At 71.0% G+C, this 18,803-nt stretch carries 18 protein-coding genes and 1 tRNA gene; 5 read left to right on the top strand and 14 right to left on the bottom strand.

Annotation, left to right across the window (positions count from 1 at the left end):
- Positions 1-13 precede the first annotated feature (13 nt).
- The gene (locus HRF36_RS11440) at positions 14-730 is read right to left on the bottom strand and encodes a DedA family protein (RefSeq protein ID WP_173209844.1); all 717 of its coding nucleotides are present in this window, start codon (positions 728-730) and stop codon (positions 14-16) included.
- Positions 731-919: 189 nt separating this feature from the next.
- On the opposite strand from HRF36_RS11440, the gene HRF36_RS11435 reads away from it, so the two are divergent.
- Positions 920-1,246 (top strand): ATP-dependent DNA ligase, encoded by a 327-nt coding sequence (locus HRF36_RS11435; RefSeq protein ID WP_173209842.1) that lies wholly within the window; start codon positions 920-922, stop codon positions 1,244-1,246.
- Positions 1,247-1,271: 25 nt separating this feature from the next.
- Here HRF36_RS11435 and HRF36_RS11430 read toward each other — a convergent pair whose 3' ends face one another.
- From HRF36_RS11430 to mnmA, 10 genes are all read right to left on the bottom strand, one after another.
- Positions 1,272-1,688, bottom strand: a complete 417-nt coding sequence (locus HRF36_RS11430; protein WP_173209840.1) for a DUF3054 domain-containing protein — start codon at positions 1,686-1,688, stop codon at positions 1,272-1,274.
- 52 nt (positions 1,689-1,740) lie between these two features.
- Entirely contained in the window at positions 1,741-2,595 is an 855-nt protein-coding gene (locus tag HRF36_RS11425; RefSeq protein ID WP_173209838.1) for a spermidine/putrescine ABC transporter substrate-binding protein, read from the bottom strand.
- A gap of 101 nt (positions 2,596-2,696) precedes the next feature.
- Complete coding sequence (locus HRF36_RS11420; protein ID WP_371740125.1) at positions 2,697-3,533, bottom strand: DUF3097 domain-containing protein; 837 nt, start codon at positions 3,531-3,533, stop codon at positions 2,697-2,699.
- Positions 3,526-4,323, bottom strand: coding sequence for a hypothetical protein (locus HRF36_RS11415; protein WP_173209837.1), 798 nt, complete (start codon positions 4,321-4,323; stop codon positions 3,526-3,528). Before HRF36_RS11415 ends, HRF36_RS11420 begins: the two co-directional genes overlap by 8 nt.
- Before the next feature lie 37 nt (positions 4,324-4,360).
- Entirely contained in the window at positions 4,361-5,860 is a 1,500-nt protein-coding gene (gene gatB, locus HRF36_RS11410) for an Asp-tRNA(Asn)/Glu-tRNA(Gln) amidotransferase subunit GatB (RefSeq protein WP_173209835.1), read from the bottom strand.
- Complete coding sequence (gene gatA, locus HRF36_RS11405) at positions 5,860-7,410, bottom strand: Asp-tRNA(Asn)/Glu-tRNA(Gln) amidotransferase subunit GatA (RefSeq protein ID WP_173209833.1); 1,551 nt, start codon at positions 7,408-7,410, stop codon at positions 5,860-5,862. Before gatA ends, gatB begins: the two co-directional genes overlap by 1 nt.
- Before the next feature lie 2 nt (positions 7,411-7,412).
- A complete protein-coding gene (gene gatC / locus HRF36_RS11400; RefSeq protein WP_043594160.1) occupies positions 7,413-7,712 on the bottom strand; it encodes an Asp-tRNA(Asn)/Glu-tRNA(Gln) amidotransferase subunit GatC in 300 nt (99 codons plus the stop codon).
- Between the two features lie 105 nt (positions 7,713-7,817).
- Complete coding sequence (locus HRF36_RS11395) at positions 7,818-9,275, bottom strand: alpha/beta hydrolase (RefSeq protein WP_173209831.1); 1,458 nt, start codon at positions 9,273-9,275, stop codon at positions 7,818-7,820.
- A 105-nt stretch (positions 9,276-9,380) separates the two neighbouring features.
- Positions 9,381-11,723, bottom strand: a complete 2,343-nt coding sequence (gene ligA / locus HRF36_RS11390; RefSeq protein ID WP_173209829.1) for an NAD-dependent DNA ligase LigA — start codon at positions 11,721-11,723, stop codon at positions 9,381-9,383.
- An 11-nt stretch (positions 11,724-11,734) separates the two neighbouring features.
- On the bottom strand, positions 11,735-12,865 hold the full coding sequence (gene mnmA / locus HRF36_RS11385; protein WP_173209827.1) for a tRNA 2-thiouridine(34) synthase MnmA: 1,131 nt from the start codon (positions 12,863-12,865) through the stop codon (positions 11,735-11,737).
- 39 nt (positions 12,866-12,904) lie between these two features.
- On the opposite strand from mnmA, the gene HRF36_RS11380 reads away from it, so the two are divergent.
- From HRF36_RS11380 to HRF36_RS11370, 3 genes are all read left to right on the top strand, one after another.
- The gene (locus HRF36_RS11380; protein ID WP_173209825.1) at positions 12,905-14,155 is read left to right on the top strand and encodes an MFS transporter; all 1,251 of its coding nucleotides are present in this window, start codon (positions 12,905-12,907) and stop codon (positions 14,153-14,155) included.
- Between the two features lie 56 nt (positions 14,156-14,211).
- Positions 14,212-14,293, top strand: a tRNA-Leu gene (locus HRF36_RS11375).
- 90 nt (positions 14,294-14,383) lie between these two features.
- Positions 14,384-15,091: a DedA family protein gene (locus tag HRF36_RS11370; protein WP_173209823.1), complete on the top strand. Its 708-nt coding sequence runs from the start codon at positions 14,384-14,386 to the stop codon at positions 15,089-15,091.
- Between the two features lie 46 nt (positions 15,092-15,137).
- Here the strand turns inward: HRF36_RS11370 and HRF36_RS11365 are convergent, their stop codons facing one another.
- The 3 genes from HRF36_RS11365 to murI form a co-directional block, all read right to left on the bottom strand.
- Entirely contained in the window at positions 15,138-15,764 is a 627-nt protein-coding gene (locus tag HRF36_RS11365; RefSeq protein ID WP_173209821.1) for a non-canonical purine NTP pyrophosphatase, read from the bottom strand.
- Positions 15,761-16,507, bottom strand: coding sequence for a ribonuclease PH (rph, locus tag HRF36_RS11360; protein ID WP_173209819.1), 747 nt, complete (start codon positions 16,505-16,507; stop codon positions 15,761-15,763). The genes HRF36_RS11365 and rph overlap by 4 nt, the downstream gene beginning before the upstream one ends.
- 72 nt (positions 16,508-16,579) lie before the next feature.
- Positions 16,580-17,434, bottom strand: coding sequence for a glutamate racemase (gene murI, locus HRF36_RS11355; protein WP_173209817.1), 855 nt, complete (start codon positions 17,432-17,434; stop codon positions 16,580-16,582).
- 105 nt (positions 17,435-17,539) lie between these two features.
- Here murI and HRF36_RS11350 point away from each other — a divergent pair, with 105 nt between their 5' ends.
- Complete coding sequence (locus tag HRF36_RS11350) at positions 17,540-18,790, top strand: nicotinate phosphoribosyltransferase (protein ID WP_217271252.1); 1,251 nt, start codon at positions 17,540-17,542, stop codon at positions 18,788-18,790.
- Positions 18,791-18,803 lie beyond the last annotated feature (13 nt).

Raw genomic sequence — 18,803 nt, 5'->3', positions numbered from 1 at the left:
CGGCGCCGGAACGTCAGCCGCGAACGTCCTGATCGACGGCGTCTCGCGACGCGTCGTCGACGCCGGCCCGGCGACGGCGCACGGACCGGACGACGAGGAACACCACGACGCCTGCGATGGCCGCGTAGACGACGTAGTCGAGGTACTTCGCGTACTGGTCGATCAGCTCGTACTGGGTGCCGAGGGCTGCGCCCAGGCCGATCAGCACGCCGTTCCAGAGGCCGCTGCCCACGATCGTGAAGAGGGAGAAGACCAGGAGGGGCATGCGTTCGGCCCCGGCGGGCAGCGAGATGAGGCTGCGCACTCCCGGGATGAACCGGCCGAAGAACACGGCAGACCGGCCGTGGCGTTCGAACCAGCCGGCCGCCTTCTCGAAGTCGTGGCGGTCGACCAACGGCAGCTTGGCGAGCCAGCGGATGCTGCGGTCGAGTCCGAGACCCGCCCCGAGGCCGTAGAGGACGAGGGCGCCGAGATAGGCGCCGAGGGTGCTCAACGCGATCAGCAGCACGATGTTCATCGATCCGGCGCCGGCCAGGAATCCGGCCAGCGGCAGGATGATCTCGCTCGGGATCGGCGGGAAGACCGTCTCGACGAAGGTCAGCAGGGCGACCCCCCATTCGCCGAGGGCGTCGATGATGCGGGCGGCGAACCCGACGAGGCCGTCGAGGTCGGCGACGGCCTCCTGGCTCGAGGACGAGGAGGCGCGGAGGACGGGGGCTGTCGAGGTCATGGGTCCCAGGTGGTCGGTCGGGCGCTCGGGGCGCAACGGATCGGCAGACCCGAGTATGGCGGCGCAGCCTGCGCATCCGCCCACAACGTCACCCCGTGGTCGGCTGTCGGGGAACGACGGTTCGCAAGGTACATTGACAGATGTCGGACTCGTTGCCGACACCGGCCCCACTCACGAAACAGGACCCCCATGGGATCTCTCATCTATGGCACCTCGGGCATCGAGGTCGAGTTCGAGGACCGCGTGCTCGAACACCTGCAGATCGTCATCGCGACCAAGCTGCGTCGACGCGAGTCGTTCTTCTTCTCGTGGCGCGACACACAGAAGGTCGGCGACGGCCGCAGCAGCATCTGGTTGGACGCCGGCATCCCGCTCTACTTCAAGTACTCCGGCGGCCGGGTGCCGTCGATCAACCGCGACTGGCTCAGCGAGCTGACGACCTCGTCGAACAGCTCGTCCGGCCTCGTGCTCACCGACGAGCCCAGCCTCGACAACAGCGCCAAACGCCGCAGCTGACCCCGGGGCGGAGGCCGCCGCTGGCTCAGCTCCGGCTGCCGCGCACCCGGCGGACGAGAGCGACCACGGCCCGCCAGCCCACCAAGAAGACGCCGAGCACCACGATCGTCACGATCACGAAGCTGAGCTGCACGCCCTGCCCGGCGACCACTCGCAGCAGCACCCCGATCACGGCGGTCGAGACCCAGACCACCGCGCCCGACCGGACGACCGACAGCGGCCAGCGGACCCCTGCCACACTCACCCAGCCGACCACCGCGCCGACGACGAACGGCCACGAGGTGCCGAGCAGCCCGGGCAGGTCGAGCCCCTCGGCGTGACTCCGACGCCCGATCGCGACGAAGGCCAGGACGGCGACGAGGTCGACGACGATCGGCAACCAGGTCGGGCCCGCGTCCCCTCGCCGGGTCGTCGTGGTCGAGGTCGGGGTGGGGCGGGTCATCTCGGGTTCCTCTCGTGGCGTCCGCACCCGCCGTGGCTCGTGCGCTCCCGGCTCAGCGGGACCGCGGTTGCTCGAGTGCGCGCGACAACTCTGCCAGCAGTTCGTCGACCTGCGGGGCCACCAGCCGGTCGATCGCCTCGGCGATGCGAGAACGATGCTGCACGAGGGCCAGGCACAGGCTCGTGCCGACGGCCTCCGCGTGGTCGCCGGCCAGCGTGATCTCGTGTCGCAGGGCGGCCTTGGCCTCGTCCGAGTACTCGGACTCGGGCGTGGGGTGGGATTCGGATCGTGGGGCCGGTCCGGGTGGGTGTTCCGGTCGTTCGGCCGGGTGGGCCACGCCGGGCGGGACCGCCTCGGTCGGTGTCGTCCAATCAGGCGGCAACAACCAGCCGTCGAGCTCGTCGACGTCCTGCGAGGCCGTTTCGACGTCGGCCTCGGCGGTCGGCCCCGCCGGCTCCCCACCCGTGACGGTCGGGTCGGGCGGAACGATGCCGTCGTCCGCGGGCATTCCCGCGAGACCGGCGAGCGTGAAGAGGAACGGCTGACCCGGCTCGGGCTCGGGGTCGAGGTCGAGACCCTGGAACTCGGGGTCGAGGCCCTGGTCGGGTCGGTAACCCCGCGCCTCCTGGGCCTCGGCGAGTCGCAGCTCTCGCGTGACGAGCGGGAGGTTGCGCGCCGTGTACTCGTCGACGTCGTCGTCGACGATCTGCCGCATGCGGTTCAGCAGCGCGTGCTGCACGGCGTGCGGCACGTCGTGGTCGAAACCGGCCGCGGTGGCGACGGGCGAACCGAGGCACACCCGACAGGGTCGCGTCCGCCCCCTTGCGGTACCGATGTGCCATCGGGGCAGCCACCGCAGCCAGGCGTCGACGGCAGAGCTGACGCGTCCCTCGATCTGCTCGGCCATGCCGTCGAATCTAGGGCGAAAAGCGGCCCGGAGGCCGACACGCCCGGGCGATTCTCGGGGATCGGGGTGCCGAAGCGTCCTCTCGAGGTCGACGCCGGCGTTCAGCCCGACGTGACGAAGTCGATCAGCTCTTCGACCCGGCCGAGAACCGAGGGCTCGAGGTCGGCGTAGCTGCGCACGCGGGACAAGATGTGCTGCCAGGCCCGCGCGATGTCGGCCTGGTCTTCGTGCGGCCAGCCCATGGCCTCGCAGACGCCGTGCTTCCACTCGACCGAACGGGGCACGACGGGCCAGGCGTCCACGCCGAGCCGGCCGGGCTTGACGGCCTGCCAGACGTCGACGAACGGGTGCCCGACCACGAGCACGTGGCGACCGAGGGGACTCCGCGCGATGCCCTCGGCCACGCGGCTCTCTTTCGAGCCCGGCACGAGGTGATCGACGAGCACGCCGACGCGTCGCTCCGGCCCCGGCCGGAAATCGCGCAGCACGTCGGCCAGGTGGTCGACGCCCTCCAGGTACTCGACGACGACGCCCTCCACCCGCAGATCGGAGCCCCAGACCTTCTCGACCAGCTCGGCGTCATGACGCCCCTCGACGAAGATGCGGCTCTGTCGGGCGACCCGGGCCCCGGCGTTCTCGACGGCGAACGAGCCGGAGGCCGTGCGTGCCCGACCCTGGGGCGCCGCCCGTGGCACCCTCAGGGCGACCGGGGCGCCATCGATGAGGAACGAACCCGTCAGCGGGAAGGCTCGCACCCGGCCCTTCCAGTCCTCGAGCTCGACCGTCCCGGCCTCGACACGCACGATCGCGCCGGTGAAACCCGACCGGACCTCTTCGACCACGAGGTCGCGCACGGCGTCGGTCGGCGTCGGAGCAGGCTTCGACGAGCGCTTCCAGTCGCCGGCGAGCACGTCGGCACCGTACCGGTCGTCATCCACGGGGGCCTCCAGAACGGGGTCGGGGTTGGTAGGGGCGAGGCGGGCCCTGGCGCGGACCGTCCCCGCTCGGTGTCGCCGCCCGTCCGGGCGCACGGCCCGGCCGGGGCGAGGGAGCAGGAGGCGCGGCGCTCGTCCGCGGGGTCACCGCCGTCGCACGCGGGCTCGCACGCGACGGTCGCACCACCGGGGGGCCGGGCCGTGGGGTCTCGACCACGGAGGCGGACGGTCTCGACACGGCCCGCGCCTCCCGACCGGGCAGGGACGTTCTGGCCGTGACCCCGGTCGACGTGGGAACGAACCCGGCCGTGAACACCCAGACCAGGCCACCCAGGACGAAGAGCACGAACGCGGCCGACAGGGCCGCCGGCAGCCACCAGACGACGAGGGGTCCGCTCTGCGAGACCATGGCCAGCACGAAGAGCGCCGAGACGAACCACAGGGAGGCACCGGTCGCCACGGCGAGGTACCGTGCGTACCGGCGCCTCATCTCGGCCCGGTTCGCCGGCTGCTTCCAGAAGGCGGCATTCGGGACGAGCACGTGGCGCACGGGCGTGACCGCGAGGAACAGGGCCGAGATCAGCCAGGTCACGACGATGCCGACCACGAGGACGGCCCCGACCAGGACGAGGTCACCTCGGCTGGCCGCGAAGGCCGAGCCTCCGGTCTCGCTGAGGTGGACCATGACGACCCGACCGGGCAGAACACGCGAGGCGACCGCCAGCGTGACGAGAACACCGGCGAGGGCGACCGCCACGGGCACGGCGGGGCGGAGACGCGCGACGAGGGTCATCGTGCGCCGCACCCTGCCGTGCCCGTGGTCACGTCGATCAGGCCTGTGCCCGCTCGAGCACCAGCTCGCGGACGCGGGCGGCGTCCGCCTGGCCCTTCATGGCCTTCATGACGGCGCCGATGACGGCGCCGGCGGCCTGCACCTTGCCGTCGCGGATCTTCGCGAGCACGTCGGGCTGGCTCGCCAGGGCCTCGTCGATGGCGGCGATCAGCGCGCCGTCGTCGGAGACGACCTTGAGCCCGCGGGCCTCGACGACCTCGGACGGGCTGCCCTCACCGGCGACGACACCCTCGAGGACCTGACGGGCCAGACGGTCGGTCAGCTCGCCGCTCTCGACGAGCGCGATGAGTTCGCTGACCTGGAGCGGCGACACGAGGCTCGACGCCTCGACGCCCTGGGCGTTGGCCAGGCGGGCGATCTCGCCGGTCCACCACTTGCGGGCGGCCTGCGGCGACGCACCGGCGGCGACGGTCTCGACCAGCTCGGTGAGCAGACCGGAGTTGACGACGTCCTGGAATTCGAGGTCGGCGAACCCCCACTCGGACTTGAGCCGGCGACGCTGAGCGACCGGCGCCTCGGGCAGGGCGAGGCGCAATTCTTCGACGAGCTCACGCGGAGGCACGACGGGTAGCAGGTCGGGCTCGGGGAAGTACCGATAGTCGTCGGCGTCGCTCTTCGGACGACCCGCCGAGGTGCGGCCGGTGTCTTCGTGCCAGTGGCGCGTCTCTTGCGTGATGGTGCCGCCCGCGGCGAGAATCGCGGCCTGACGCTGGATCTCGTGGCGGACCGCGCGCTCGACCGACCGGAACGAGTTGACGTTCTTGGTCTCGGTGCGGGTGCCCAGCTTCTCTTGTCCGTGCGGACGCAGCGACACGTTGGCGTCGCAACGCAGGTTGCCGCGCTCCATGCGGGCTTCGCTGACACCCAGGGCACGGACGATGTCGCGGATGGTCGAGACGTAGGCGGCGCCCAGCTCCGGCCCCTTGGCGCCCGCACCGATGATCGGTTTGGTGACGATCTCGACGAGCGGGATGCCCGCACGGTTGTAATCGACGAGCGAGTACTCGGCGCCCTGGATGCGTCCGGTCGACCCGCCGACGTGGGTCAGTTTGCCCGCGTCCTCTTCCATGTGGGCCCGCTCGATCGGGATGGCGAAGACCGTCCCGTCGGGCAGTTCGACCTCGACCTCGCCCTCGAACGCGATCGGTTCGTCGAACTGGCTGACCTGGTAGTTCTTGGGGTTGTCGGGGTAGAAGTAGTTCTTGCGGGCGAAGCGCGAGCTCTCGGCGATCGAACAGCCCAGGGCGAGACCGAGGCTGATCGAGTAGCGCACGGCCTGCTCGTTGACCACCGGCAACGAGCCGGGCAGGCCGAGGTCGACCGGGGTGACGTTGGTGTTGGGTTCGCCGCCGAAGAAGTTCGGGGCGTCCGAGAACATCTTGGTCTTCGTGGCCAGTTCGACGTGCACCTCGAAGCCGAGGACGACCTCGAACTGCTCGAGAGCCTTCTCGTAGTCCATCAGGTCTGCCTTGGCCATCAGATGACTCCCTCGGTGGCGGCGGTCTGCTCGGTCGCGCTCAGGTCGGGCGCGCGCGAGATGAGCGTGTGGCCCCAGCCCTGCTCGAGCAACTGCTCGAGGGCGGCGCCGTAGGTGTAGAGGCGCGCGTCGCCGCGCGCGGGGGCCATGAACTGCAGTCCCGTCGGCAGGCCGTCCTCTTCGGCCAGACCCATCGGCACCGTGATGCCCGGGATACCCGCCAGGTTGGCCGGGATCGTCGTGATGTCGTTCAGGTACATCGCCAGGGGGTCGTCGATCTTCTCGCCGAGCCGGAAGGCCGTCGTGGGTGCCGACGGCGACACGAGCACGTCGACCTGGTCGAACGCCGCGGCGAAGTCGCGCTGCACGAGGGTGCGCACTTTCTGCGCGCTGCCGTAGTAGGCGTCGTAGTAGCCGGCACTCAGGGCGTAGGTGCCCAGGATGATGCGTCGCTTCACCTCGGGGCCGAAGCCCGCCTCGCGTGTGGCGGCCATGACGTCTTCGACCGTGCCGCCGCCCTCGGGGACGACCCGCAGGCCGAAACGCACCGAGTCGAACTTGGCGAGGTTGCTCGACGCCTCGGCCGGCAGGATCAGGTAGTAGGCGCTGATCGCGTGCTCGAAGCTCGGGGCGGAGATCTCGACGATCTCGGCGCCTGCCGCGCTCATCAGCTCGAGCGCCTCGGCGAAGCGTGCCTTGACGCCGGCCTGGAAGCCGTCGCCGTTCAGCTCGCGGACGACACCGATGCGGACACCCTCGAGGGCGCCGCCGGCGAGACCGGTGCGGGCTGCCGCGGTGAACGACGGCCAGGCGTCTCGGAGCGAGGTGGAGTCGCGGGGGTCGTGCCCCGTGATGACGTCGTGCAGCATCGCGCTGTCGAGCACCGTCCGGCTGACCGGACCGACCTGGTCGAGCGAGCTGGCCAGGGCGATGGCCCCGTAGCGGCTGACCGAGCCGTAGGTCGGCTTGACACCGACGGTGCCGGTGACGGCGCCGGGCTGACGGATCGACCCGCCCGTGTCGCTGCCGAGGGCCAGCGGTGCCTCGAAGGCGGCGACGGCCGCCGCGGAGCCACCGCCCGACCCGCCGGGGATGCGGTCGAGGGACCAGGGATTGTGCGTGGGACCGTAGGCCGAGAACTCGGTCGACGAGCCCATCGCGAACTCGTCCATGTTGGTCTTGCCGAGCGGCACGAGGTCGGCCGCACGGAGCTTGGCGACGACGGTCGCGTCGTACGGCGGCACCCAGCCCTCGAGGATCTTGCTGCCCGAGGTCGACGGCATGTCGATCGTGCACAGGACGTCTTTGATGGCGATCGGGACGCCGGCGAGCGGACCGAGTGCCTCGCCCGCGGCTCGACGCCGGTCGACGTCGGCGGCCGTGTCGAGCGCGGCGGAGCTGACGTGGAGGAAGGCGTGGACGTCGCCGTCGACCGACTCGATGCGGTCGAGGTGCGCACGTGTGACGTCGACCGACGAGACGTCGCCGGCGGCCAGCCGGGTCGACAACTCGGCTGCGGACAGGTGGACGAGCGAGGAGGTGTCGGTCATGGCTACTGCTCTTCTCCCAGGATCGCGCTCACCCGGAAGCGCGAGCCGTCGTGGTCGGGGGCGCCGGACAGCGCCTGCTCGGCCGTGAGCGTCTCGCCCACGACGTCGGGCCGGAACACGTTCTCGAGCGGGATGGGGTGGCTGGTCGCGGGGACGTCGTCGGTCGCGACCTCTCGGACCTTGGCGACGCTGTCGACGATGTGGCCGAGCTCGGCGGTCATCGTGTCGATCTCGGCCTCGGTGAGGGCGATGCGGGCGAGACCGGCGAGGTGCTGCACCTGCTCGCGCGTGATTTCGGACATGCTTCTCTCTCACGTGGTCGTGCGGGGGTACCGCGGCGGGCTACCGCACGATTCTACGGGGCGGCACCGACGCCCGGGGCTCGCCCGGGTGACGACCTCGGCCCCTCAGTCGCGGAAGTACACGTCCTGCGGGCGCACCAGCGTGAGCACGGGTGCTTCGGGGCCCTCCCGCCCGGGGTCGCCGGCGCGACCGTCCACGAGGTCGCCGTGTCCCAGTCCGATGAGCGCCAGGCTGCGCATCGACTCGGTGCCGGCGCGGAAGTAGTCGTTGTGCCCCAGCGCCGCGGCCAGGGCGTGACCCGTCACGGTGTCGGAGCCGCCGCCCATGTGCAGCACGACCGCACCGAAGGCGGCCGTGGCGGGGTCCGCCCCGAAGAACCCGCTGCCCGCCACGGGGTCGAGGCTTCCGGCCGCCGCGTAGACGTCGTCGCCCCGCACGGCGAGGTCGCCCGCGCCGGAGACGACGCTTCCGGGCGACCCCAGCAGGACGAGCGAGTCGACGGCGACATGTCCCGACGAGAGGGCGATCGTGGCCGTCGTCGACCCGTACGAATGCGCCATGACCGACACGCGCGGCTCGTCGGCGGGTCGGGCCGCGTCGAGCCCGGCGAGGGCGGCCTCGAGGTGGCCGGCACCCCGATGCGCCAGACCGAGGTCGTAGAAGTTCGTCAGATCGGGCGTCTGGTAGCCCATCCAGGCCACGACGGCGACCGTCGGTGCGGGGTTCGCCCCGCCGCGACCCAGCAACGCCGCCCAGGTGGCCTGCTCGTCGTGGAGGGACCCGGCGGTGTTCGTCCAGTCGACGAGCTGGTCCGACACGGTGAACAGCATGCCGGGCACGAGCACGCTGACGTCGTCGGCCGTGTCGAGGTCGCCGACGGTGACGGCCGCACGGCCGGGCAGCACCGTGTCGAGGGCGACGAGGTGCCGGTCCGCCGTCCCGGCGAAGGGCACGTCGTGCGTCGCGCCGTCGAGGGTCGCCCGCACCTGCTGGAGCATGCCGAGACGTCGGGAGTCGTCCGGCCGCTCGTCGTCGGACCCGACGCGGCCCGCGATGGCCGTGGTCGCGTCCCGCAAGAACAGGCGGTTGGCGCTGTCCCGCACCGAATACGGGATGCCCTCGAGGTTGCCGACGACGCCCGGCACGGCAAGCGCGAGGGTTCGGCGCCGATCCTCTCGCAGGTCGGACCACCAGGCCGCCGTCACCTCGGGCGACACCTGCGCGCCGATCCCCGTCACGAGTGACGCCGTGTCGTCACCGTCGGCGTCCAGGGTCGCGGCGAACCGCGTGACCCCGGACGAGGAGGCGCGGGTCAGCTGGTCGAGGCAGGCCTCGGCCGAGAACGTGGGCGCCTCGGCCTCACGGCAGCCGTCGAGTTCGGGCTCGGCCTGCCCGTCCCGTGTCGGCACCCGCACCGCGACACCGTGTGGGGATGATTCGACGGCGGTCGGGACCGGGTCGAGCTCACCCGCGGTGTCCGGCACGGCGGTCGCGACCGGGGCACCTCCTACCCCGGCGAGGTGCACCGAGGCAGAGATGATCGCCGCAGCGAGGAACAGCACGTCGGGTCTTCCCCCTCGTCACGTGCCTGTACCCCGGCTCCCTACTGCTGGAGAACGACACGTCCTCACATCTTATGAAGTGAAAGTGCCACCTGACCAGGGGAATCACGAATCCGACGCCTCGTTGCCCCCCGTCTGGGGGACAGCGAGAGCCTCTGGGCCCTCCTTAAGGAGGACAGCGAATTGCTCGGCATCGATGATTCGTACCCCGAGTTGCTCGGCTTTTGCCAGCTTCGACCCGGCACCTGGTCCGGCCGCGACGAAGTCGGTCTTCTTGCTCACGCTGCCGGCGGCCTTGCCACCCGCCTCGACGATGGCTTCGAGGGCGCCTTCGCGGGTGAAGCCCTCGAGGCTGCCGGTGGCCACGACGGTCACCCCGCTGAGCACGCCACCGGCCGCCTCGGCAGCGCCCGGGCCGGGGTGGCCTGGCGTCGTGAACTGCACGCCGGCGGCCGTCCAGTGATCGATGATCTCGACGTGCCAGTCGACCTCGAACCACGCGAGCAGCGCGTCGGCGATGATGCCGCCCACGCCGTCGACCGCGGCGAGTTCGTCGCGTGTCGCGGCCCGGATGGCGTCGAGCGAGCCGAAGTGGTTCGCGAGGGCGCGGGCCGCGACGGGTCCGACGTGCCGGATGCTGAGACCGACGAGGATCCGCCACAACGGGCTGGTCTTCGCCTTCTCGAGGTTGGCGAGCATCTCGATCGCCGTCTTGGACGGCACCGAGGTCTCGTCGCCCGAGAACTCGGCGACCGTCGGGGCGAAGCCGCCGTCGCGCTTGGCCCGCTTGCGGCGGAACGGGGTGACGAGTTTCGGCTGCCCGTCCGCCTCGAGCTTCTGCATGCCGGTCTCGGCGTCGCGCACGACGACCCGCACGGGGAAGATGTCGGCCATGGTGAGGCTGAAGAGGCCGGCCTCGGTGCGGAGCGGCGGAGTGGCCGGTTCGACGGGCTGCGTCAGCGCCGCGGCGGCTACTTCTCCTAGACCCTCGACGTCGAGCGAGCCGCGGGACGCGATGTGCTCGACGCGACCGCGAACTTGCGCCGGGCAGCTCTCGGCGTTGGGGCAGCGAAGGTCGATGTCACCTTCTTTGGCAGGCTTAAGCGGGGTGCCGCACTCGGGGCAGTCGACGGGCATGACGAACTCGCGTTCGGTACCGTCGCGCAGCTCGATGACCGGACCGAGCACCTCGGGGATGACGTCGCCCGCCTTGCGCAGCACGACGGTGTCTCCGATCAGTACGCCCTTGGCCTTGACGACCTGCTGGTTGTGAAGGGTCGCCTGACGGACCTCGCTTCCGGCGACCTCGACCTTCTCCATGACCGCGAACGGCGTGGCGCGGCCCGTGCGGCCGACACTGACGACGATGTCGAGCAGAGTCGTGTTGACCTCTTCTGGTGGGTACTTGAAGGCCGTCGCCCACCGCGGGGCCCGGCTCGTGGCGCCGAGTTCTTCGTGCAGGGCGAGGTCGTCGACCTTCACGACGATGCCGTCGATCTGGTGCTCGACGGACGATCGCCGCACCCCGTAGTCGTGGATGAACGCCTCGACCTCGTCGACCGTGTCGAAGACGCGGTGGTGGGTCGAGATGGGCAGGCCCCACCCCCCCAGCAGGTCGTAGACCTCGGACTGGGACCGCACCGCGGTCGCGCGCTCTAGTTCGCGGACCGGCCAGGCACCGATGCCGTGCACGAGCATGCGCAGGCGACGGAGGCGAGCGTGCATCAACTCGCGTTTCTCCGGGCTCTTGCCCTCTTCTTTCTGCCGGAGCGAGCCGGCGGCCGCGTTGCGGGGGTTCGCGAAGACACGTTCGCCTGCCGCGCGCTGGGCGGCGTTGAGCTCGTCGAATTCGCTGACCGGGAAGAAGATCTCGCCCCGCACCTCGACGAGTGGCGGGTGGCCTGTCCCCTCGAGGCGCTCGGGGATCGTGCCCATGGCGAGCACGTTGCCGGTCACGTCTTCACCGACGACGCCGTCGCCGCGCGTCGCGGCCGTGACGAGGACCCCGCCCTCGTAGCGCAGGTTGATCGCCAGGCCGTCGATCTTCAGCTCGGTGAGGAATCGCACACGCTCGGCCCCGGCGTCCCGCTGCACCTTGCCGGCCCATTCGGCCAACTCGTCGTCGCTGAAGACGTTGTCGAGGCTGAGCATGCGCTCGGCGTGCTCGACCGGGGCGAACTGGGTGGTCTCGGCCCGGCCGCCGACGGTCTGCGTCGGACTGTCGGGCTTCTGCAGTTCGGGGTGGGTCCGTTCGATGGCGTCGAGGCGCCTCACGAGCGCGTCGTAGTCGACGTCGGCCACGGTCGAGCCGTTGCCCTCGTAGTACTGGTCACGCAGTTCGAGGATGCGGGTCGTCAGCTGCTCGGCCAGGTCGCGCGCCTGGGCGAGGTCGTGGGGGACGCCCTCGCCGTCCGCCGCGGAACCGGATGCCGTGCCGGTGTCGCTCATCGTCGGTCGCGTCAGGCTGTCGCGACGGCGGGGACCGGCACGGCGCTGACCGTGCGGTCGATCGTGCACTGCCCGAGGACGCGGGTGCCGACGTAGACGACGGCGGTCTGCCCGGGGGCGACGCCGTTGAGGGGTTCGCGAGGTGTGATCACGAGTTCCTTCTTACCCTCGACCACCGACACCCGCGCGACGGCGGGCACCGGGTCGGCGTGGGCACGGATCTGCACGTCGCAGTCGAACGCGACCGTCGGGTCGACCGGGGCGAGCCCGGCCCACGTGTACGAACCACCGGCGATCTCCGCGATGTCGAGTGCTTCTTTCGGCCCGACGACCACGGTGTTGTCGACCGGTCGCACCTCGAGCACGAAGCGCGGCTTGCCGTCGTCGGAGGGGAACCCGATGTTCAGACCCTTGCGTTGGCCGACCGTGAAGGCGTGGGCGCCCTCGTGCGACCCGACCACGGCACCGCTGCGGTCGAGGATCTCGCCCGTCTCGGCGCCGACCCGCTCGGCGAGCCACCCCCGGGTGTCGCCGTCGGGGATGAAGCAGATGTCGTGGCTGTCGGGCTTGGACGCCACGCTGAACCCGCGCTCGGCCGCTTCGGCCCGGACCTCGGCCTTGGACGGCGTCGCTCCGAGCGGGAACATCGAGTGCGCGAGCTGCTCGGCGGTGAGCACGCCCAACACGTACGACTGGTCCTTCGCCCACGCGGAGGCGCGGTGCAGCTCACGGTTGCCCTCGTCGTCGGTGACGATGGTCGCGTAGTGCCCCGTGCAGACCGCGTCGAAGCCGAGCGCGAGCGCCTTCTCGAGCAGGGCGGCGAACTTGATGCGCTCGTTGCAGCGCATGCAGGGGTTGGGCGTACGGCCTGCCGTGTACTCGGCGACGAAGTCGTCGACGACGTCGAGCTTGAATCGCTCGGAGAAGTCCCACACGTAGTACGGGATGCCGATCTTGTTGGCCGCGCGCTGCGCGTCCATGGAGTCCTCGATGGTGCAACAACCTCGGCTGCCGGTACGGAGCGTGCCCGGCATCCGGCTCAGCGCCAGGTGCACTCCCACCACGTCGTGGCCGGCCTCGACCGCCCTCGCCGCGGCGACCGCCGAATCGACTCCACCACTCATCGCTGCCAAGACCTTCATCCGACAAGTGTACGCAGCGGGCCTAGGGTGGCGAGCGACATGTCTTCTTCCTCCCCCGCCTTCAGCATGCGGTCGGTGGCCCTCGCGGCGTTCCTGCCCGCGGCGCTCTTCGCCATCGGCGAGGGTGCCATCATCCCGATCATCCCCGTCGTGGCGAGCGAACTCGGTGCCTCGCTCCCCTTCGCGGGGTTCGTCGCCGCGCTCATCCTGGTGGGCGAGCTGATCGGCGACATCCCCAGCGGCTGGCTGGTCAGCCGCATCGGCGAGCGCACCTCGATGATCGGGGCCTCGCTCGTCAGCATCGGTGGTCTCGTCACCTGTCTGCTGGCTCCGAACGAGATCGTCCTCGCCGTCGGCGTGCTCGTCATCGGTCTCGCGACCGCGGTGTTCGCCCTCGCGCGGCACGCATTCATGACGAGCTTCGTGCCCGTCGAGATTCGCGCTCGGGCGCTGTCGAGCCTCGGCGGCGTCTTCCGACTCGGCTACTTCGTCGGCCCGTTCCTGTCGGCCGGCGTCATCGAGCTGACCGGCTCGGTCCAGTCGGCGTTCGTCGTGCACATCGTCGGCTGCCTCGGTGCGGCGATCGCGTTGCTCGTCCTGCGCGACCCGTCGGCGGCCTTCGGGGTCCGGCCGGGCCGCAGCACGGAGGACGGTGCCGAGCTGGTGGCGAAAGAGGCCCACGGGCTCTTCGGCACCCTCTGGCGTCATCGCGGCGTCCTGCTGAAGCTCGGCAGCGGCGCGGCCCTGATCGGCGCGATGCGCTCCGGTCGTCAGGTGATGCTGCCGCTCTGGGCCGTCAGCATCGGCCTCGGGGCGTCCGAGACCGCGATCATCATCGGTATCGCCGGGGCCGTGGACTTCGCGCTGTTCTACACGAGCGGCCAGATCATGGACCGTTTCGGACGGCTGTGGAGCGCCGTCCCCTGCATGGTCGGACTCGGGCTCTCGTACCTCGCTCTGTCGGTCACGCACGACCTCGACGCGAACATCGGGTGGTTCGTCGCGGTCGCCGTCCTCATGTCGCTGGCCAACGGCATCGGCAGCGGCATCCTCATGACGCTCGGCGCCGACCTGGCCGACAAGGGCGACCCGGCACCTTTCCTGGGCGCGTGGCGCTTCACGGGCGATGCCGGCAGCGCCGCGGCGCCGCTCCTCATCTCCGGGGTGACCGCGCTCGTGTCGATCTCGCTCGCCAGCGGGGTGATGGGCGTCCTCGGGCTCGTGGGTGCGGCGATCCTCGTGCGCTACGTGCCCCGGTACTCACCGCACGTGCCGCGCTCCCGGCGCTAGCGCCTCCCCGTCCGCCGTTCCGGTACGGGGCCGCACTCGGTACACTCGGTGCTGCCGCGGGAGTGGTGGAATTGGCAGACACGCAGGATTTAGGTTCCTGTGCTTTCGAGCGTGAGGGTTCAAGTCCCTTCTCCCGCACTCGCCGCGAGCCCGATGCGCCCTTCCCCTCTCCCGCACCGGTAATCTGGGCGCATCCGGCACGCCGGCGAACCGACCGGAGAACACCCGATGCTGCCCCTCGTCTCCATCCCCTGGCTGAACCCCGAGTACCTGCTGACGGCCTTCGGCCCGTGGGCCGTGCTGGGCGTCTGCCTGCTCGTCTTCGCCGAGACGGGCCTTCTCGTCGGCTTCCTGTTCCCGGGCGACACGTTGCTGATCATCACGGGCATCCTCGCCGCGACGAACCCCGGTGCGCTCGGTCTGCCGATCTGGCTGATCGCGATCTTCATCAGCATCGCCGCGTTCGCCGGTGGCGAGCTCGGCTACCTCATCGGCCACAAGGTCGGCCCGCGCATCTTCGAGCGGAAAGAGAGCGGCCTGTTCAGCGTGGCCAACGTCAACCGCACGAACGCCTTCTTCGAGCGCTTCGGCCCCATGGCCGTCATCATCGCCCGGTTCGTCCCGGTCATCCGGACCTTCGCCCCGATCATGGCCGGGGTGGGCCACATGAGCTACCGCCGCTATTCGCTCTTCAACGCGATCGGCGCCGTCGTCTGGGGCATGGGCATCACGCTGGCCGGCTTCGGCATCGGGCACATCCCGCCCGTCGCGAACTTCGTCAGCTCGTACATCGACCTGATCCTGCTCGGGGCCGTGCTCGCGACGGTGATCCCCATCGCGATCCACTACTTCCACGGAGTGCACCAGGCGAAGAAGGCCGAGCAGTCCGGCGAGGTCGAGGCGCCCGACCTGTCGTCGGCTCCCCACGACGCCTGACCACCGGCGACGAATGGGGCGACGCCCCCGAGGAGGCGCGCCCGGGTCAGTCGGCGAGCGCGGCGACCAGGGGTGCGATCGCCCGGAACGCGCGGGAGCGGTGGCTCACCGCGTTCTTCTCGTCCGCGGTGAGTTCGGCCGCGCTGCGGCTCTCTCCCTCGGGCCGGAACACGGGGTCGTAACCATGGCCGTTCGAGCCGACCCGCGCCTCCAGCACCTCTCCGTGCCATTCGCCGTACTCGACGTGCTCGGCCCATTCGCTCACCTCGGGCGGGCCGTCGGGCCCCTCGGCCCCGGTGGGCGGTGGCACGACGAGCGCGGCCGCGCACGAGAACCAGGCCGAACGGTCATCGGCACCGTCGAGCTCGGCCAGCAGCTTGTCGATGTTGTCGTCGGCGTCGCGTGTTCCGGCGTAGCGGGCCGAGTGGATGCCGGGTGCCCCGCCGAGGGCCGCAGCCGAGATGCCGCTGTCGTCGGCGAGCGCGGGCAGCCCGGTGTGGCGTGCCGCCGCCCGGGCCTTGATCAGGGCGTTGGCCGCGAAGGTGTCACCGTCCTCGACCGGCTCGGGGCCGTCGTAGGCGACCAGCTCGACGCCGGAGACCGTCTCGGCCAGCAACAGCCGCAGCTCGGCCACCTTGCCCTGGTTGTGGGTGGCGATGACGACACGGGTCATCGGTCGAGGGCCTCGCGCTGGAAGCGGCTCAGGTCGACGGCCCCGGCGACGGCGAGGTCGAGCAGCGAGTCGAGCTCGCGACGGTCGAACGGCGCCCCCTCGGCCGTGCCCTGCACCTCGACGAACGACCCGCTGCCCGTCACGACGACGTTCATGTCGGTCTCGGCGCGGACGTCCTCGACGTACGCGAGGTCGAGCATGGGCTCGCCGTCGATGATGCCGACCGAGACGGCCGAGACGCTGTCGGTGAGGGGCGTGGCCTTCTGCCCGACGAACTTCTTCTCGCGGCCCCACTCGATCGCCTGGGCCAGAGCGACGTAGGCGCCGGTGATCGCGGCGGTGCGGGTGCCGCCATCGGCCTGCAGGACGTCGCAGTCGAGCACGATGGTGTTCTCGCCGAGCGCCTTCGTGTCGACCACGGCCCGCAGGCTGCGGCCGATCAGGCGCGAGATCTCGTGCGTCCGACCGCCGATCTTCCCCTTGACGCTCTCGCGGTCGTTGCGTGAGTTGGTGGCCCGGGGCAGCATCGCGTACTCGGCGGTCACCCACCCCTTGCCCTTGCCGGTCAGCCAGCGGGGCACACCGTTCGTGAAGGACGCCGTGCAGAGCACCTTCGTCCCACCGAACGTGATGAGTGCGCTGCCCTCGGCGTGGGCGCTCCAGCCGGTCTCGATGGTGACGGGTCGCAGGTCGGTGGTGCTGCGCCCGTCGGCGCGGACGGTCGTGCTCGTGATGTCGGTCATGGTGCCTTCTCTCGGCGGTGGTGGACGGGGGCGGGCGGGGTCGTCGACCCCTCGGGAGCGCAGAGGCGCGGGTCAGGTCCGTTCGACGGGGCGGAGGCCGGTGGGTAGCTCGATCGCTCCCGTCTCGAGGTGGCCGACGCGCGAGACCTCTGGCCCCAGGAACCGCCGGGCGAGACGCAGGAACGCCGTGCCGTCGGGCCCCGTGGCTTCGAACTCGTGGTGCGGCTCGCCGCGGTCGGTGCGCTCGAGCCCGTGCTGAACGAGGGTGCGGTAGACGTCGGCCGCCGTCTCTTCGGCGCTGGACACGAGCCGGACGTCGGGGCCGACCACGTACTGCACGGCGGCCGACATGAGCGGGTAGTGGGTGCAGCCGAGGACGAGCGTGTCGATGCCTGCGGCGCGCAGGGGGGCGAGGTATCCCTCGGCGACGGCCCGCAGCTCGGGGCTGGAGGTGTCGCCCGCCTCGACGAACTCGACGAAGCGGGGGCACGCCTGGGTGAACAGCTCGAGGCCCGCGGCCGCTGCGAAGGCGTCCTCGTAGGCGCGCGAGTTGATCGTGCCTTCGGTGCCGATCACGCCGATGCGGCCGTTACGGGTCTGCTGCACGGCTGCGCGCACGGCCGGCTGGATCACCTCGACGACAGGGATGCCCGCGCCGATCGTGTACCGCTCACGGGCGTCGCGCAGCACCGCGGACGACGCCGTGTTGCAGGCGATGACCAGCAGTTTGACACCCTGGGCCACGAGGTCGTCCATGACGGCGAGGGCGTACTCGCGCACCTGCGCGATGGGTCTGGGCCCGTACGGCGAGTGGGCCGTGTCGCCCACGTACCGGATGGACTCGTGGGGCAACTGGTCGATGATGGCCCGCGACACGGTCAGGCCGCCGACGCCGCTGTCGAAGACTCCGATGGGTGCGTCCGTCACGACCACGAAGCCTACCCGTCGCGAGCCGCCGCCCCCGGGACGACCGCGCGAGCCTAGGCTGCAGGGGTGACCAGCGCACTGTTGACCGACCGGTACGAGCTCACCATGGTGGAGGCCGCCCTCAAGGCGGGCACGGCCCACCGCGACAGCGTGTTCGAGGTGTTCGCTCGGCGCCTCCCCGAGGGAAGGCGTTACGGCATCGTCGCGGGTACCGGCCGCTTCCTCGAGTTGTTGGCGGACTTCCGCTTCGGCGACGACGAGCTGCGCTGGCTGCGCGAGGCGGGCGTGGTCGACGGGACGACGGCCGACTGGCTGGCCGACTACCGGTTCTCGGGCGACATCTGGGGCTACGCCGAGGGCGAGGTCTACCTGCCCGGATCGCCGTTGCTCGTCATCGAGTCGACGTTCGCCGAAGCCGTGTTGCTCGAGACCCTCGCCCTGAGCGTCTTCAACTACGATTCGGCCGTCGCCAGCGCGGCAGCGCGCATGGTGTCGGCCGCCGACGGTCGCCCCCTTGCCGAGATGGGCTCGCGACGCACGGGGGAACGCAGCGCCGTGGCCGCGGCCCGCGCCGCCTACATCGCGGGTTTCGGGGCCACGAGCAACCTCGAGGCCGGCCGGTCGTGGGGGGTGCCGACGATGGGCACCGCGGCCCACGCGTTCACGTTGCTGCACGACACCGAAGAAGACGCCTTCCGAGCCCAGGTGGACACCCTCGGCCCGGCAACGACCCTGCTCGTGGACACCTACGACATCCCCGAGGCCGTGGCCACCGCCGTCCGGGTGGCGGGCCCGGGGCTCGGGGCGGTGCGGATCGACAGCGGCGACCTGCCGTCGCTGGTGGGGCAGGTCCGTGCCCAGCTGGACGACCTGGGCGCCTCGGCCGCGAAGATCACCGTGACGAACGACCTCGACGAGTACACGATCGCCGCGTTGCGCGCGGCCCCGGTCGATTCCTTCGGCGTCGGCACCTCCGTCGTCTCGGGTTCGGGTCACCCGGCCGCCGGCATGGTCTTCAAACTGGTGGCACGCCGTGGCGACGACGGGGCCTGGGTCTCGGTGGCGAAGAAGTCGGCCGACAAAGCCACCGTCGGGGGACGCAAGTCACCGGTGCGCGTGATCGTCGACGGGGTCGCCACCCGTGAGCTGATCCGCGTCGGATCGTCGGAAGTCGCCGAGGGAGAGCGCCCGTTGCACGTGCCGCTCGTCACGGCGGGCGAGATCGACACCCGCCACACGGGAGCCGAAGGCGTGGCCCGCGCGCGCCTCCACCGTGCCGTAGCCGTGGCGGAGTTGCCCGACCAGGCCTTGCGCCTCGGCCGCGGCGAACCGGTCGTGCCGACCGTCTACGCCTGACCCCGGCCCGAGG

It is taken from the genome of Frigoribacterium sp. VKM Ac-2836 (assembly GCF_013248995.1).
In the GTDB taxonomy this organism is placed as follows: Bacteria; Actinomycetota; Actinomycetes; order Actinomycetales; family Microbacteriaceae; genus Frigoribacterium.
Note: the sequence above shows the minus strand (reverse complement) of the source record. Positions and strands in the feature narration are given on the sequence as shown.